Source organism: Ktedonobacterales bacterium (assembly GCA_036557285.1).
Taxonomy (GTDB): Bacteria; Chloroflexota; Ktedonobacteria; order Ktedonobacterales; family DATBGS01; genus DATBHW01.
In genome coordinates, this window is record DATBHW010000011.1 from 116951 (window position 1) to 132267 (window position 15317).

15 protein-coding genes are annotated in these 15317 nt (G+C 57.8%); 11 read left to right on the plus strand and 4 right to left on the minus strand.

Annotated features, from left to right (window positions below):
* Window positions 1-90: 90 nt before the first annotated feature.
* Window positions 91-1053, minus strand: coding sequence for a hypothetical protein (locus tag VH599_04150; GenBank protein ID HEY7347486.1), 963 nt, complete (start codon window positions 1051-1053; stop codon window positions 91-93).
* A gap of 234 nt (window positions 1054-1287) precedes the next feature.
* Here VH599_04150 and upp point away from each other — a divergent pair, with 234 nt between their 5' ends.
* Window positions 1288-1992 (plus strand): uracil phosphoribosyltransferase, encoded by a 705-nt coding sequence (upp, locus tag VH599_04155; protein ID HEY7347487.1) that lies wholly within the window; start codon window positions 1288-1290, stop codon window positions 1990-1992.
* Between the two features lie 52 nt (window positions 1993-2044).
* Entirely contained in the window at window positions 2045-2317 is a 273-nt protein-coding gene (locus VH599_04160; protein ID HEY7347488.1) for a hypothetical protein, read from the plus strand.
* A gap of 35 nt (window positions 2318-2352) precedes the next feature.
* Here the strand turns inward: VH599_04160 and VH599_04165 are convergent, their stop codons facing one another.
* A complete protein-coding gene (locus VH599_04165) occupies window positions 2353-2886 on the minus strand; it encodes a MarR family transcriptional regulator (protein ID HEY7347489.1) in 534 nt (177 codons plus the stop codon).
* 314 nt (window positions 2887-3200) lie between these two features.
* Between VH599_04165 and VH599_04170 the strand changes: the two genes are divergently transcribed.
* The 5 genes from VH599_04170 (at window position 3201) to VH599_04190 (ending at window position 9230) form a co-directional block, all read left to right on the plus strand.
* Window positions 3201-5288 (plus strand): chloride channel protein, encoded by a 2088-nt coding sequence (locus tag VH599_04170; protein HEY7347490.1) that lies wholly within the window; start codon window positions 3201-3203, stop codon window positions 5286-5288.
* A 444-nt stretch (window positions 5289-5732) separates the two neighbouring features.
* Window positions 5733-5939, plus strand: a complete 207-nt coding sequence (gene rpmE, locus VH599_04175; protein ID HEY7347491.1) for a 50S ribosomal protein L31 — start codon at window positions 5733-5735, stop codon at window positions 5937-5939.
* Window positions 5940-6049: 110 nt separating this feature from the next.
* Complete coding sequence (locus VH599_04180) at window positions 6050-6964, plus strand: DUF1385 domain-containing protein (protein ID HEY7347492.1); 915 nt, start codon at window positions 6050-6052, stop codon at window positions 6962-6964.
* Window positions 6961-7668 (plus strand): dual specificity protein phosphatase, encoded by a 708-nt coding sequence (locus VH599_04185; GenBank protein HEY7347493.1) that lies wholly within the window; start codon window positions 6961-6963, stop codon window positions 7666-7668. The genes VH599_04180 and VH599_04185 overlap by 4 nt, the downstream gene beginning before the upstream one ends.
* Window positions 7669-7697: 29 nt before the next feature.
* Window positions 7698-9230, plus strand: coding sequence for a serine/threonine-protein kinase (locus tag VH599_04190; GenBank protein ID HEY7347494.1), 1533 nt, complete (start codon window positions 7698-7700; stop codon window positions 9228-9230).
* An 8-nt stretch (window positions 9231-9238) separates the two neighbouring features.
* Here VH599_04190 and VH599_04195 read toward each other — a convergent pair whose 3' ends face one another.
* On the minus strand, window positions 9239-10570 hold the full coding sequence (locus tag VH599_04195) for a hypothetical protein (GenBank protein HEY7347495.1): 1332 nt from the start codon (window positions 10568-10570) through the stop codon (window positions 9239-9241).
* A 217-nt stretch (window positions 10571-10787) separates the two neighbouring features.
* Between VH599_04195 and VH599_04200 the strand changes: the two genes are divergently transcribed.
* Genes VH599_04200 through VH599_04210 form a run of 3 tightly spaced genes read left to right on the plus strand, consistent with a single transcriptional unit; the run spans window position 10788 to window position 13442 of the window.
* Window positions 10788-12173: a dipeptidase gene (locus tag VH599_04200; protein ID HEY7347496.1), complete on the plus strand. Its 1386-nt coding sequence runs from the start codon at window positions 10788-10790 to the stop codon at window positions 12171-12173.
* Window positions 12170-12529, plus strand: coding sequence for a cupin (locus tag VH599_04205; protein HEY7347497.1), 360 nt, complete (start codon window positions 12170-12172; stop codon window positions 12527-12529). Before VH599_04200 ends, VH599_04205 begins: the two co-directional genes overlap by 4 nt.
* Window positions 12522-13442 (plus strand): dihydrodipicolinate synthase family protein, encoded by a 921-nt coding sequence (locus VH599_04210; protein HEY7347498.1) that lies wholly within the window; start codon window positions 12522-12524, stop codon window positions 13440-13442. The genes VH599_04205 and VH599_04210 overlap by 8 nt, the downstream gene beginning before the upstream one ends.
* A gap of 51 nt (window positions 13443-13493) precedes the next feature.
* Here VH599_04210 and VH599_04215 read toward each other — a convergent pair whose 3' ends face one another.
* Window positions 13494-13886, minus strand: a complete 393-nt coding sequence (locus VH599_04215; GenBank protein ID HEY7347499.1) for a thioesterase family protein — start codon at window positions 13884-13886, stop codon at window positions 13494-13496.
* A gap of 227 nt (window positions 13887-14113) precedes the next feature.
* Here VH599_04215 and dinB point away from each other — a divergent pair, with 227 nt between their 5' ends.
* The gene (gene dinB / locus VH599_04220; protein HEY7347500.1) at window positions 14114-15304 is read left to right on the plus strand and encodes a DNA polymerase IV; all 1191 of its coding nucleotides are present in this window, start codon (window positions 14114-14116) and stop codon (window positions 15302-15304) included.
* Window positions 15305-15317: the final 13 nt, after the last annotated feature.

Below are 15317 nucleotides of genomic sequence, written 5' to 3' on the forward strand. Positions count from 1 at the left end.
GGCTGTATGCCAGACCTCTCCCAGTGCGTCACCCCTCCTACTGTAGAGGGGTGAAACGCATCTTGAAGCCGAAGCCCTCCGCTCCTGGGGTTATGAAGAAGAGCCATGATCTTCAGGTGGATTATACTGAGGAAGGTTCATTTCTGTACGAATCACCTTGATAGCTTGATAAACTGTGCCGGCTGATAGCTCAAGGTGGGCAGCGATCTGTTTATGGACCCCGACTGTCGGCGTAGGCAGGAGGGGAACGTACATAGAACGTATTCGCTCCAGATCTTCGGGTGTGCCATGATAGGCCTGAAGATCCCACCAGCTAGGGATTTCCTGCCGTTCACGCAGCGATTGTACGGCCTTCTTGACGGCTGATTTGGGAATACTCAGCTCTTTGGAGATTTGCGTGCGAATCCCATCGAACTCACCAGCCTGCGCTAGCTCCAGATAGCGTTGCTCGATAGCAGCGACCTGTTCTGCTGTCGGGGTGAAAGGAGGTGTTGGCTGGCGCGGTTCACGCCTGGGTTTTGGGGTGGCTACTGGATGCTTGCTAACTTTGGGCCGCTCTCCTCCGGCTCTTTTATGCTGGTCTGGCCTCCGGGCCTTCTGATCCTGCGCGAGAGCTACTGTACCCGATCCTGCTTGACGGGCGTGTGCAGGCTGTCTGGCCTGGCCTGGAGTAAATGGATTCATGGGCTTTTTGTCGCCAACATCAGATGCGCGGAGACTCTGGGGCGGCACTGGAGGGCGTTGTTCTGGTATATCCAGTCGCGGTGGCCGTGACGGCTCTGGCGGTCCTAGCGCGGCAATTTTGACATCTGGCTGCTGGTCCAGCCAGTGGTGTTTAGGCTGTGAAGGGGAGGCGGTGGTCCTGGCTGGTCTGGCGGGCGGTATTTGCCTGGGGGCAGGCGTCGGCGCGCTGGTCGCAGGCTGCATGCCTTTGGCTTTTGCCGCGCGCGCGCGGCGCGCCTTCTCTTCACACTCCGGGCAAATGAGTTGTTTTGGGTTGGTTGATTTAAAGCTTTTGCCGCACTGACTACAGCGTATTTTAATCTTGCTCATTCCCAGCGCTCCTTCTTTGGGTGTCACACCATCTTAGTATAGCTTTGCTATGCTGGCGCGTCAATCCTACCAATGATTAAGAGGGGCGCTCTCTTCCACTGCCCGCCGCTGATTTCTTGCCCTTGACCTGATTGCCCCCGTATGCGACACTCTTGCCGGATACCGGAGATAAAGCGGGCAAGTAAGTAGGCCAGGATATTTGGCAGCGCATCGCTGTACTGAGGAGGGGATAGTATGTCAGAGCATCAAGCTGGCGAGATGGATTTGCCAATGCGCGGGATACCACAGCCCAGCCGTGAAGAAGTGCTGCATCTGCCTGGAGTGTCTATCTCCACTCATCCCGTTGTTGCGCATAAGCTCACTCGTCTGCGTGACCAGCAAACTCCGCCAGCGGAGTTCTATCGGCTGGTCAAAGAGCTTGGCGCGCTGCTGGCCTATGAGGCAACCGTTGATTTAAAATTAGTTGCCGCGCCGATTGAGACGCCATTAAAGCCGATGATGGGGCAGCGGTTGGCCGGTGGAGTTGGCGTTGTGCCAATCTTACGCGCCGGTCTGGGATTGGCTGAAGGGTTCCGCGAGGTTTTTCCTGAAGTGCAGGTCTGGCATCTTGGCCTGCGGCGCGATGAGCGCACGTTGGAGCCAATCGAGTACTATAACCAGATGGGGCGCGCGGAAAATCTTCAGGTCTGTTTCTCAGTTGATCCTATGCTGGCAACTGGCGGTTCAGCTATTGATGCCATCAACACGCTCAAGCGGATTGGTGTGCCGCATCTGCGCTATGTGTGTATCATCGCTGCGCCTTATGGGCTGAAGAAGCTCTATGAGACGCATCCTGATGTCCCAATTTATGTGGGAGCGGTAGATGAGGTACTCGATGATCGCGGCTATATTGTCCCTGGATTGGGCGATGCTGGAGACCGGCAGTTTGGGACGGTCTAAGAACTGATTTACTGCCGGTTGGTATTGAGGACTAGGAGAGAAGAACCTTCACGTGAGTAGCGACCAAGAGCAAGAGGGAAGACAACCGCCGGAAGAACCTTCCTGGCCGACCAACGGTGGCCCTTTAGGGTGCTTGATTGGCGCCCTGGCGGGTGTCCTGGTGGGGGGATTTCTAGGAACCACGCTGCTGATCTTTGATCGCGTGATTGGCATTACGCTCACTGTTCTGCTGACTGTTGGCCTGGCAATCGTTGGGTGGCAGATTGGGCGTACTATTTTTCGGGAATATAGACCCCCTAAACAGCGGCGGCGTAGGGAAAAATGAGGGCTGCTGCCGCTGCTCTTCGGTATCTGGAGGCATCAGGTGGTCGGCGGCGAAGAATCTTTCCACATGGGGAGTTGCAGCGCATCGCTCATCGTGTGTAATTCTCGGCGGTGAATGATTGCTAGCCTGTCTAAGAGCGCCTCCCCCGCAGGAGTCAGAAAAATATAGACCTGCCGACGATCCGCTGTGCCCGCTTCCCGTCGCACCAACCCCTGCGCTTCAGTCCGATCAATCAAACCAACCGTACTGTGCTGGCGCATTTGCAAACGCTCAGCCAGATCCGAGACGGTTGCGCTCTCCCGATCAGGATACCCTTTAATTGCCAGCAAAAGTTGATGCTGCTGGGGGGTAATGCCGACCTTTCGCGCTTCCTGTTCGCTGAAGCGAAGGAAACGTCGAATAGCGTAGCGAAAATTGGCGAGCGACTCAAACTCGGCTTTGCTTATTTTCCCTGGCTCAAGAGAGATCGAGGATTCTGATCCCCGTTCGCCTCGTGTAGCTGGCCCTGGCAAGTTGCTCTGGAGGGCCTGTTTTGTTTTCGGGCGCGATGGAGACGTGCTATCATCCATAAACACTTCCTCTCTACAACCATGTGCACAAGGAATCTCAAGCAGCTTCTACGAACTACCGGGATTACCGCTCAATCTGAAGGTTGTCATCTAGGGAGCCTTCCTGGTGGGGTGCTGCCCCTCTCTCGGTGAGAGATTGATGTTCTGAATTATATCATTGGTGGCACATGTAAACCAGCTAATCCCTCGTGATGTGGAGATTATGAAGCAAGATACAAAGCAAGCTTCTCTTGGCAGAAATGTCGTAAAACGATATAATAAAATGGACGGTATTTCTTGGCAATAGAGCCAGGGAAAAATTTTAAGGAGGTTGGATGGTCAGGTTCCTCTTGGTGGGTGTTAAGCAGCGCCTCTCAAAGATAGCAGCTAAAGAAGATAAAGCGGCGAAGGCCATAGCACGAGGAGTAAGCGAGCTAGGAGATTTTACTGCCGATATTCGATTGGTGTGGCTTTCTGCCCTGGCATTGATCGTAGGATTACTTTGCGCGCTGATCGCCATTGTGCTGCTGGGGTTGATTGGCTTCTTTACGAATTTCTTTTTCTATCAACGCTTTTCTTTCACCTTTCTTTCTCCTGCCAATAATACCCTGGGAGGGTGGGAGATTCTGATACCTGCGGTTGGTGGGCTTATTATTGGGCTGATGGCCCGCTATGGCTCAGAACGCATTCGTGGACATGGCATTCCTGAGGCAATGGAAGCCATTCTGATCGGCCAAAGCCATATTCAACCGCGCGTGGCGATCCTGAAGCCGCTTTCCTCGGCTATCTCGATTGGTTCTGGTGGCCCGTTCGGCGCTGAGGGTCCGATCATTATGACCGGAGGCGCTTTTGGCTCCATCATTGGTCAGTTTCTGCGCCTGACCGCATCTGAGCGCAAGATTTTGCTGGTAGCAGGGGCAGCGGGGGGTATGTCGGCAACGTTTGCCTCACCTGTGGCGGCTGTATTACTCGCAGTGGAACTCCTGCTGTTCGAGTGGAAGCCGCGCAGCATGATCCCTGTAGCTGTTGCCAGCGCCTCAGCGGCGATCCTGCGTAGTATCTTGATCGGTCCTGGCCCCCTCTTTCCTACTGCCCCTCATCCAGTGATGTCGCTTTCAGGGCTGTTGCTCTGCCCGATTGTAGGGATTATTGCGGGCATTGGAGCTTGTTTACTGACGGTTGCCGTCTATGCCGCCGAGGACGCTTTTCGTCGCCTGCCCATCCATTGGATGTGGTGGCCGGTGTTGGGCGGCCTCGTCGTTGGTGTTGGCGGACTCTTCTTCCCTCATACGCTCGGCGTCGGCTATGATACGATCCGAACGCTTATCAGCGGCCATTTTACGCTCAAGCTGCTCTTAGCGGTCTTGTTGGTGAAAGCGGCCATCTGGGCGATTGCGCTGGGGTCGGGCACCTCAGGTGGTGTGCTGGCGCCTTTGCTCATGGTTGGCGCAGCACTCGGCGGCCTGGAGGCGACGGTTGTCCCTATTGGGGATCCTGGAGTTTGGGCGCTGGTGAGTATGGCTGCTATTCTGGGTGGTACGATGCGTTCGCCGTTCACAGGCGTCATCTTTGCGCTGGAGCTTACCCATGATGTGAACCTGCTGCTGCCCCTGTTGATCGCGTGTGTGGCCTCACATGGCTTTACTGTTCTGGCCTTGCGGCGTTCCATCCTGACCGAGAAGGTTGCTCGACGGGGATACCATGTGGCCCGCGAATATGCGGTAGACCCGCTGGAGATGCTCACTGTTGGCAAAGTAATGACCCGGCAGGTGGTGACAATCCCCGCCTCAATAACCCTTCAAGAAGCGCATAGCCAGTTCTTCTCGCAGAGCAGTGGGTTCAGCCATCAGGGGTATCCAGTGGTGGATTCTGATGGCAAGCTGGTGAGCATCGTTACCCGCTCTGATCTGGCTCACCTGGGAGGCGCAGATAAGGAAGATGGGGGCGCCCTTGATAGCCTGATCGGTCGCAGGTTGGTCGTGGCATTTCCTGATGAGCCGCTGCGGCTTGTCGCTAATCGGATGATTGCTGCGAATGTTGGGCGGTTGCCAGTGGTTTCCCCTGAACATCCTACGCAATTAGTAGGGATACTGACGCGCAGCGATTTGTTAAAAGCCCGGCTGCGGATGATGAATGAGGATGAGCGGCGCGAGCGTGCGCTGACATTGACATTCTTGTTAGCCTGCCGATTCCGGCGTGGAACAAGGCAGGAAGAAGCAGCAAAAGTGGTGGTAGGGACAGAAATCACTGCCACCGAGCCGATAGGGATGGAGAATGGGAGGAGCGCGCTTCACGCGGGCGCAGCTCAGGAACAGGAACCTGGCGACGATCCTCTGGTCCTACCTCCTGTCGTCCTCTCTGAGCCACTGCCAGGGGCTGCGGTACTGCCTAATAGGGACAAGAACTCTTCTACGTCCTCCTGAATAGGATGGGGTGCTAATCTTTGACACTCCTCTTGCCTGCGAGCGGCTAGCACCTGTAGCGCCGCCTTCCAGGCGGCCAACGGTCAGCCGCCTGGAAGGCGGCGCTACAGGTTGTATTCAGTCGGCGTTGGTATTATGAACTGCCAGCGCCGGGAATGGTTCATCTGCGCATTACTGTTCCGGCTGCTGAGTCTTCCTGGTTTCGTGTGATACAATGAAGGGGTATCCATTTTGCCAGAATACCTGTTAGGAAGTGTGAGCAAAACAAAAAAACGCTGCTTTCAGAAAGGACTCTGATTAGTCTTCGCTTGACGGCTGGGTTGGCGACGTGTACAATGCCAATGAAGGTAGAAGATCATTGGGGTATCCGTCATCGCGCTGGCAGGACGGACACCCGTTTCTATGCAATAAATAGTTGCGCCCGAAAGGATCAGAGAAGGACTCATGAAAGCTGGAATTCACCCCGACTTTGTTGAAGCGACGGTGACGTGCGCTTGTGGAAATACGTTTAAGACAGGGAGCATTAGACAGAACCTTCGTGTGGATGTCTGCTCGAAATGTCACCCTTTCTTTACTGGTCAGCAGCGCATTCTTGATAGTGCTGGCCGCGTCGAGCGTTTCCGCAGGCGCTTTAACCTGAAAGAGGAGTAAGCTTGAAAGAGCAGAGGATGGGCGGAATGGCTCATCCTCTGCTTTGTTCCCTTTATCCAGGCTGATGCACAGAAGACAGCGGCAGTAGCTTGTTGTGCAAGGAATGAATCGTGGCGACATTCAATTATGGTGGTCAGGCAGTTGTAGAGGGCGTGATGATGCGTGGTCGAAAGGCTGTCGCGGTAGCCGTTCGGCAGCCCAGCGGGGGTATTCTGGTCCATGAGGAACTCCTGGCGCCGCGCCTCTATCAGAATCGCGTTTTCCGGCTGCCGCTGTTACGTGGCGTGCTGCTGTTGTGGGATATGCTGGTGCTTGGCACGCGGATGATGGCTTTTTCCGCGAATGTGGCGACAGGACAGGTCACGGGCGCTGATGGAGAAACATCATCGGCTCTGGGTAAGGGGACGCTGGCAATTACGTTGACGATCTCGCTGGCTTTTGCCATTGGGATTTTCTTTCTTGGTCCACTGGCGTTGGTGGGCCTGGCGCAGCGCCAGGTGGGCAATGGCGCGCTGGCCCTGGTGTTGGAGGGGGTTATTCGCCTGGTGATCTTGCTGGTGTATCTCTGGCTGATCGGGCGTCTGCCCAGTGTGCAGCGCGTTTTTGGCTATCATGGCGCTGAACATAAGGCGATCAACGCTTATGAACACGGCGAACCCCTCGATGTCGCGCATGTACGCGCGGCGTCGAAAGTCCATACCCGCTGCGGCACCGGGTTTCTGCTGGTCGTGATGGTCGTCTCGATTCTGGTTTTTGCCCTGGTGGGCAATCCTCCTCTTGTGCTGCGCATTCTCTCACGTATTGTGCTGATACCAGTCGTTGCGGCTATTGCCTATGAGTTAATGCGCCTGGGCGCAACCTATTATCGCCTGCGCTTCGTTCGCTGGCTTGTGGCCCCCAGCCTGGCGCTCCAGGGATTAACAACACGCGAGCCGGATGACTCACAAATTGAATGCGCCATCTCCGCTTTGGAGCGGGTGTTAGCAAAGGATGGCGTTCTGGAGCCAGGGAGAGCTGTTGCATGACGAGCCTGCCCCCCTCTGATGAGGTTGATCCGCTGGCGATACCCCAACCAGTGACGGCAGAGGCAGGGGAAGCGGAGCATCGCAGCGTGCAAGCGCAGCAGCGTTTCCTGCGGCGCTCTTTTGGCCGCTGGCTGTTGATGGCTCCGCTGCGCTTGTTCTATCGTTTCTGGACACGCATCGCGGCGCATCTGTTTCCTGAAGATAGCAGCCGCGCTCGCCTGGCAGAACAGGTAGGAGTGGCGCTGCCTGACCGGCTGGATATGAGCTGGGTGACAAGTTCGCTTGCGGTGGGTGGGCGCGTTCGTGAGGAAGACATCGCGCGGTTGGCGCGTGCCGGAATTACGCGCGTGATTGATACCCGCGCAGAATACCGCGATGACGAGGCCGCCTTGAATCGTGATGGCATCCAGTTGCTCCATATACCCGCAGCGGATACGCATCCGTTGAGCGTGGAGCAGTTGATGGAAGGTTCAGGGTATGCCCTGCAACAGATACGGGATGGGCAGCGTGTCTTGATTCATTGCGAACATGGGGTTGGACGCAGTGTCTTGCTTACCTGTGCAGTGCTGGTGCGTGATGGCTGCTCAGTCGAGGCTTCCCTGCGGCTGGTGCAAGCGAAGCGCTGGCAGGCGTCTCCTAACCATCGCCAGATCAAGCGATTACATGAGTTTGCGGAGGCGTTGCAAGCAGAGTGCATAAGGTGAGCCTGACGAGGCAGGAGAGCAGCCAGAGTATGCGTTGCGTGAATGAGCGGTGCCAGTATGAAAATGAGCCGGGCGTCCGTGTCTGCGTGCGCTGTGGCTGCCTTCTGGCAGGCATTGTGCTGGCAAATCGCTACCGTATTGATGCGCTGCTGGGAATTGGCGGGATGGGCGCAGTCTATCGCGCTTCCGATCTTCAGCTTGAGCGCGAACTGGCCTTAAAAGCACTGCTGCCGCGCCATGATAACGCTGATGAGCTACGGCAGCGGTTCTTGCGCGAAGCCAAGGTGGCGGTGCGGTTAGAGCATGCGAATATTGTTCCGGTCTATCACACCGACGAAGATCAAGGCGTGGCCTTTCTGCTGATGCCGCTGCTGCGTGGTGGGACGTTGAAAGATCGGATGAAGGGCCGCCCGCTGCCGTCTGGAGAAGCACTCACCTATCTTCGCCAGCTTGGGTCAGCCTTGGATTACGCCCATACCCGACCAGCCCCCATTATTCATCGTGATGTGAAGCCTGCCAATATCCTCTTCTCCGAGGGCGATCAGTTAATGCTCTCGGACTTTGGTATTGCTCGCTTAAGTGGTGTTGCCCCTGATCTCACGCGCCCGGATGTTGCGCCAGGGACGGTGCAGTTTATGGCGCCGGAGCAAGGCAAAGGCCATGCGGCGCCTGCCAGCGATCAGTATAGCGCGGCGGTCATTCTCTACGCGCTGCTTACGGGGCATCTGCCATTTGATGGTTCGGATGGCTTAGCTATCGCCATTCAACACGCGACTGAGCCGCCGCTGCCGCCCAGCAAGGCACATCCAGGCATTTCTGTAGTCGTGGATGCGGTGGTGATGCGTGCGCTGGCAAAGAGACCGGAAGATCGCTTCCCCACCATGCGCGCTTTTGTGCGGGCGCTCGATATGGCGCTGCGCGCGCCAGGCGGCCCCGTTTCTACCTTGACGAGACCGCGTGGAGAAACCTTCCCCACGCTGCCAGCGGTGCGGTTCACGCTGCCCACTGTGCGCCCTACACCCGCTGCGGCTGATCTGGCGGCGCTGCGGCAGCAGGCAAAAGAGGCCCGCAACGCGAAGCAGTATGAAGAAGCTGTCTCGCTCTATCGGCAGTTGGCTGCGCTTGATCCCAGCCATGCCCCCACCTGGTTCTGGCTGGGGTGGTCCCTCAACGCTCTTGGAAGCTTTGGAGAGGCGCTTTCGGCGCTCGATTCCTGCCTGGAACTTGACCATCACCGGGCGCGAGTCTGGAATACACGCGGCTATGCGTTGTTTATGCTGGAGCGTTATAAGGACTCGCTGGTCTGTTGTGATCGCGTGCTGACGCTGGAGCCGGATAATGCTGCTGCCTGGCAAAATCGCGGCATTGTGCTTCAGAAGCTCGGCCAGATAGAAGAGGCTCTGCGCACCTTTGAGCGCGCGGCCCAATTGCAACCAACTTCGGCCCGCTTCCAGCGGGTAGCTGATACGCTGCGCACCTTGGGCCGCGAGGAGGAGGCGCGCCAATGGGACGCGCGCCGCGATCTGCTGATAGAGCATCCTGTCAGGCCGCGTAACCCATAATCACTTGCTTAGATGGCTGAAGGCCCGCCAAAGAATGAAACCAGCACAAGCCACAGTAAAACCAGCATGCCCAGTATGACCTGGGCATAGGCTATTTTCGCCAGTCGCTTCTCTGCCCGATGGGCGAGCGCCTGACGCTCCTGTTGGGTGATCTGCAAAGAGCGCGAGACATCCATACCTCCCAGGACGCTCGTCACTGTCCCGCACGCGGCAAGCCAGGCCGCTTGTGCCAGGAAAGGCAGCGCCCGACGCTTTTGATAAAGCGTAAGCAAAAGGATGGTTCCCAGGAGGATAAGCCCGGCAATGAGAACCCATCCGTAAGGCGTGCTGAGCAGGAGTGGCAGGTTATTGAAGCTGGTCAGACGGGCCTCTACAGAGAAGAGGCTATACAAGGCGAGCGCAACGAGGGCCGAGGTAAAGGGTGGCCTGATTGTTGGGATCATCTCAACAAACGTTTGCGTGCGCTCGGCGTTCTCGATGACATGCGTAGCTGGCCCCAGGACAGAAGCAAGATAAAGGACACCACCCAACCAGATAGATAGCGCGAGTAAGGTAATCCCGCTCAGCGCCAGCGCGGTGATAGGGAGTTGCACGCTTTTGCCGTAAGAAAAGAGGAGTAAGAGCGCGCACAACAGGGCTGCGGTCACAGCCAGGCTTACGCCTGTGTTTCGCCGCTCGGTGAGAAGCTGGCGCTCCAGGATGACACTTCCGCCCGTGGCTTCAGGAACTGAGAAGGCTATTTCATGCCATCTGCCCGGTATCCAGGATGTGTTTCCTGGCGTCTGAGAGGCGTTCCTCCCGCGATAGAATGGGCGTCTCGTGCGCTCTCTACGGGTGAGCAAGCCATCGCTGCGTCCCACCTGAGCGCGGCGACGGCCCGAGAGAGAGATCGCTGCCAGTAGCCCGAAAGCCGATAATGCCAGCCCGGCACGCGCCAGCCAGAGCCAGCCTTCGGGGCTGTAGAGCAGGAAATGCCAGAGCGCCGCCCAATCGGGCGCTTGATTGAGTTGCTGATGTGGCAGCACATGCGGGATGCGCAGCCAGAAGATCGCTGCAATCCCTGCCAGGATGATGCTGAGCCAGAGCCAGCTCTGGCGGCGTTGGTGTTGCGCTGCGACATGAAGGACGGCGGCAATTTCTGCCTGCTGCTGTCCTCTGAAGGCTGTGAGCAACCTGTATCCGGCGATGAGGGCGCCTATCCATGCCGCCAGCGCCGATAACACCAGCCAGTGCCAGGCAATGGCGACAAGTTGCTCAATATCAGCAGGTTGAAGGCTCGTAATATCTGCCAGGAGCGAGAAGAAAGGCGCTTGCCCGCTGAGAATGCTAGCCAGGCCCATGAGAGACTCCCCACGAGTTGTACCCGTGTCTGATATAGAAGGTGTTCGTCGTTTTTGTAGTATAATCGCGTCACTGCTGCGCGTAGGTTGGTCTAGTTCATGCTTGTTCTTGATGCGGCTGATTGTCAGAAAGCACTGAGCGCCTATTCGCAAGTTGTGTTCCAATAGTAGCTGCTCGTTGTCCTCTGTAGAGAAACTGTTTGGTAAGGAGCCAATCATGTCTAGCTCGTCCCAGGCCGCGGGAGCGCGGCGCTATGGGGAAGCGAATCGTGATCGCTTCCGGGCGGAACTGCTGGAGTTACTGCGCATCCCCAGCATTAGCACACTACCTGAACACAAAGATGATGTTCGTCGCGCCGCCGAATATGTCGCCGATCATCTACGCCGCGCTGGTCTGGAGAAGGCGGAGGTGATCGCCACTGCGGGTCATCCGCTCGTCTATGGGGAATGGCTTCAAGCCTCCGGTAAGCCAACGGTGCTGTTGTATGGTCACTATGATGTGCAGCCTGTCGATCCCCTGGACCTCTGGCAGAGCCAGCCATTTGAGCCAACTCTAAAAGGCGATAATCTGTATGCGCGCGGCGCGTCCGATGATAAAGGGCCGATGTTTGCGCTGGTCAAGGCGCTGGAATCACTCTACCAGGCTGACGGCAAATTTCCGGTCAATGTGAAAGTGCTGATTGAGGGCGAGGAAGAGGCGGGAGGCGAGTCAATTGAAGCCTATGTCAAGGCTCATCCTGAGCGTCTGGCTGCTGATGTAGCACTGATTTTTGATACGGGTATGCCACAGGTGGGCCTTCCGGCCATCACGTATGGCTTGCGCGGCATCCTCTATACTGAAATAGAAGCGCGCGGGGCGAAGCGCGACCTGCATTCCGGCATTTATGGCGGGATTGCGCCCAATCCGCTGCACGCGCTGGCGCTTATACTGGCCGGGCTGAAAGACCGCGATGGGCATATTCATATCCCCGGCTTTTATGATCGGGTTCGCCCGGCCACCGAACAGGAAAAAAAGAACTGGGCCAGCTATCCTTTTGAGGTGGATGAAGATTACCGCCGCGAAATGGGCATCTCTGCGCTGGTTGGCGAAACGGAATATGGCACTGAAGAGCGCCGCACCGCCCGCCCTACGCTGGAGGTGCATGGCATCGTCGGCGGCTTTACCGGCACGGGCGCGAAAACCGTTATCCCCGCCGTGGCGAAGGCCAAAGTGAGTATGCGTCTGGTACCCGATCAGCGCCCAAACGATATGGTCCCGCTTTTTGAGCGTGCCGTTCAGGCGCTTTGCCCCCCCGGGATCGAGGTGACGGTTCTCAATATTCATGGTGGGGATGCCGTCCTGCTGCCCCTGGAGAGTCCCTGGATGCGCGCGGCATCTTCGGCCTTGCGCACCGTGTTTGACCGCGATCCCGTCTATCTCCGCGAGGGCGGCTCGGTTCCCATCGGCGCGCTCTTCGAGAGCGTTTTGCATGCGCCCACCGTTTTTATGGGCTTTGGGCTGCCTGACGATAACCTGCACGCGCCCAATGAGAAGTTTTATCTCCCCCACTACGAATTGGCGATCCAGAGCGCAATTGAGTTTCTCTATGAGGTAGGCCAGTGATTCGCAAAGTGACAACGGGAACGGTTATCCCGCGTGATGACGGCAAACTCATTGATGAACATGCAGGCGCGGTACATACCAAGACCGATGCGTACAGCGTAGCGCGGATGGTGGCTCCGCCGGGCTGGAAGGAGCCAGCCCAGACAGCCCAGTTCGATGAACTGGTGCTGGTGGCGCAGGGGGCGCTGGCAGTACAGGCTGATGGTCGTATTGAGCAGGTAGGCGCTCAGGAAAGCTGCCTGGTGGAGCGCGGCACAACAGTGACCTACAGCAACGCCAGCGCCAGTGAGCCATGTGTCTACTGGTCCATTTGCATGCCGGCCTTCCGGCCAGAACGGACGAAGATTCATGTCTGATAACGCGCTTGACCTGGAGGGTATCTACCCTCCGGTACCCACCTTTTTCGATGCCAGGGGAGAACTGGACCTTGCCACGCTGCACAACCATATCCAGCGGCTGACCGAGCCGGGGAATTGTTGGGTAGCGGGGATAGTGGCGCTTGGCTCCAATGGTGAGGCGGCGCATCTTGACGACACTGAGCGCGGCGAGGTAATTCGGGCGATTCGGGAAACTGCCCCCGCTGCTGTGCCGGTGCTGGCGGGGGCCAGCGCCCAATCAACGCGTGCCACGTTGGCGCTTTGCGAGGCTGCCGCGCGCGATGGGGCGGCGGCGGCGCTCGTCTTGCCGCCCTCCTATTTCCGGGGGCAGATGACGATGCAGGCGTTGGTGCGCCATTATCATATGGTGGCGGATGCCAGCCCCATTCCCGTGGTGATCTATAACATGCCTGGCAGCACCGGCGGGCTTGATCTAGATGCGGCCACGATTCTGGCTATCGCTGAGCATCCGCGAGTGATCGGCGTCAAAGATAGCGCCGGGAACGTGACGAAACTGACTGAGATTGCGGCGCGGGCGCGCGCGGGCTTCCGAACGCTGGCGGGCAGCGCGGGATTTCTGCTGCCTGCGCTGGTGGTTGGAGCAAGCGGCGCGGTGGCGGCATTAGCCAATATTCTGCCGCGCCAGTGCCATGACCTGATCGAGCTTTTCCACCAGGGGAAGCTCGCTGAAGCGCGTGAACTTCAGGCGCGCCTGACGCCGATCAATACCGCTGTGACCTCTGGCTATGGGGTGCCTGGCCTGAAAGCGGCGCTGGAACTGAGCGCAGGCTATGGAGGCGCGCCGCGCGCGCCATTGCTTGCCCTGGGCGAGAGTGAACGCGAGCAGGTCAAGCGTTTGCTGACGCTGGCGTATCCTGCCTGGCAAAAGTGAGCAGGCACAGGTAAGAAGGCCGATCAGGCCGCTGCCCTCTTTATCAGCGCGCTATGCTCTGGCTTTTTCTTCAATGCGGCTGAGGAAGCGTTCAAGGTTGATGATGAAACGCTCGTGCTGGCCCTCGCCAATGAGTTCCTTTTCGTCGCGCGCCTCGACGCGGAAGACGAGACGCCGTCCATCAACCTCCAGTAGCTCTGCTGTCGTCGTGACTTTCATGCCGATTGGCGTTGCCGCCAGGTGGCGTATGTCTATCCGCGAGCCAACGCTGCTCTGGCCTTCGGGGAGCACCTGCTGGACGGCGCTAAAGGCAGCATTTTCCATCAATCCAATCATCATCGGCGTTGCAAATACGTGTACACCGCCAGCGCCAAAATGCGCGGCGGTGTGTTCTTCGGCAACGACCAGCGATGAGGAGCCTCGCAGGCCAGGCTTGAGTTCCATAACATGATCCTCCTCAGTCATTCTAAAACTGGCCGTATTGTAACACAGGTCGGCCTGCGATCCTGTGGAGGGAGGCTTTTCGCATCCGTTTCAAGGCAGGCGCCGCCAGGCTGGGAATCTGGCTTGTTATCTCGGATGAACTGTGCTATGCTCACAGTGATAGAACATTTGTTTTAATATCTTCATAATGTCTTCAATGAAGATGATTGTTCCCAGGAGATGTGGCGATGCCACGCACTATCATTCATCTGGACCTGGATGCTTTCTTCTGTGCCGTCGAAGAGCAGCGTGATCCCTCGCTGGTAGGCAAGTCGTTCGCTGTCGGTGGACGGCCCGAAGAGCGCGGTGTGGTTGCCTCTTGCTCGTATGCCGCTCGCCGGTTCGGGATCCATTCGGCGCTCTCGATGGCCCAGGCTCGCCATCGCTGTCCGCACCTATTGATTGTGCCTGCGCGCTTTGCGGCCTATCGCGCGGCCTCTGCGCAGGTCATGGATCGCTTGCGCGCACTGACGCCTCTGGTGGAGCAGCTTTCTATAGATGAGGCTTTTCTGGATGTGAGCGATGCATCGCTGCCAGGGGAACTCCTGGCGTCACGCCTCCAGGCGACTATTCGCAAAGAACTGGGCCTGCCTTGCTCCCTGGGTGTGGCGACCAACAAACTGGTCGCCAAAATTGCTACCGACGTGGGCAAGGCGTCTGCGCAGACTGGCGCTTCGCCCAATGCGCTGTGTGTGGTTCCTGCCGGGACAGAAGCGATGTTCCTTGCTCCCCTGCCGACACGGGCGTTGTGGGGCATTGGCCCCAAGACCGCCGAGCGTCTGGCGGCTCTGGGCATACAGACGATTGGTGATCTGGCGAGCTATCCAGAGGCCGAGTTAGCGCGTCGTTTCGGTAAGTATGGTCAGGAATTGGCGCGCCACGCGAGGGGGATCGATGAGCGCGCTCTCCAACTCACGCATGTTGCCAGGTCACTTTCTAAAGAAACGACCTTCGCGCAGGATGTCTCCGAGGAAGAGACGCTGCGACAGACCATCCGCGCCCAGGCAGCAGCGGTGAGTCAGTCGTTGCAACGCAAAGGGATGAGCGGAGGTACGGTGAGGTTGAAGCTGCGCTGGCCGGATTTTACAACGATTACACGCCAGGCGACACTAGCAGCGCCAACCAACCAGGAAGCAGTGATCGCAGCAACGGCTGCCCGGCTCTTTGCGCAGGTCTGGCAGGCGGGGCGTTCGGTACGCCTGTTGGGGGTAGGCGTCAGCGGATTGGGCGTATCGCTTTGCCAGCCCAGCCTTTGGGAACGCGAGCCGACCCCGGATGATGAAAAGCGGCGGCAAGTCCAGGCGACTGTAGCCCTGCTGCGAGCGCGCTTTGGGGAGGAGGTGGTATGGTGGGGAGGAAGAGAACACAGCGGCGATTGACGGGAATCATGTG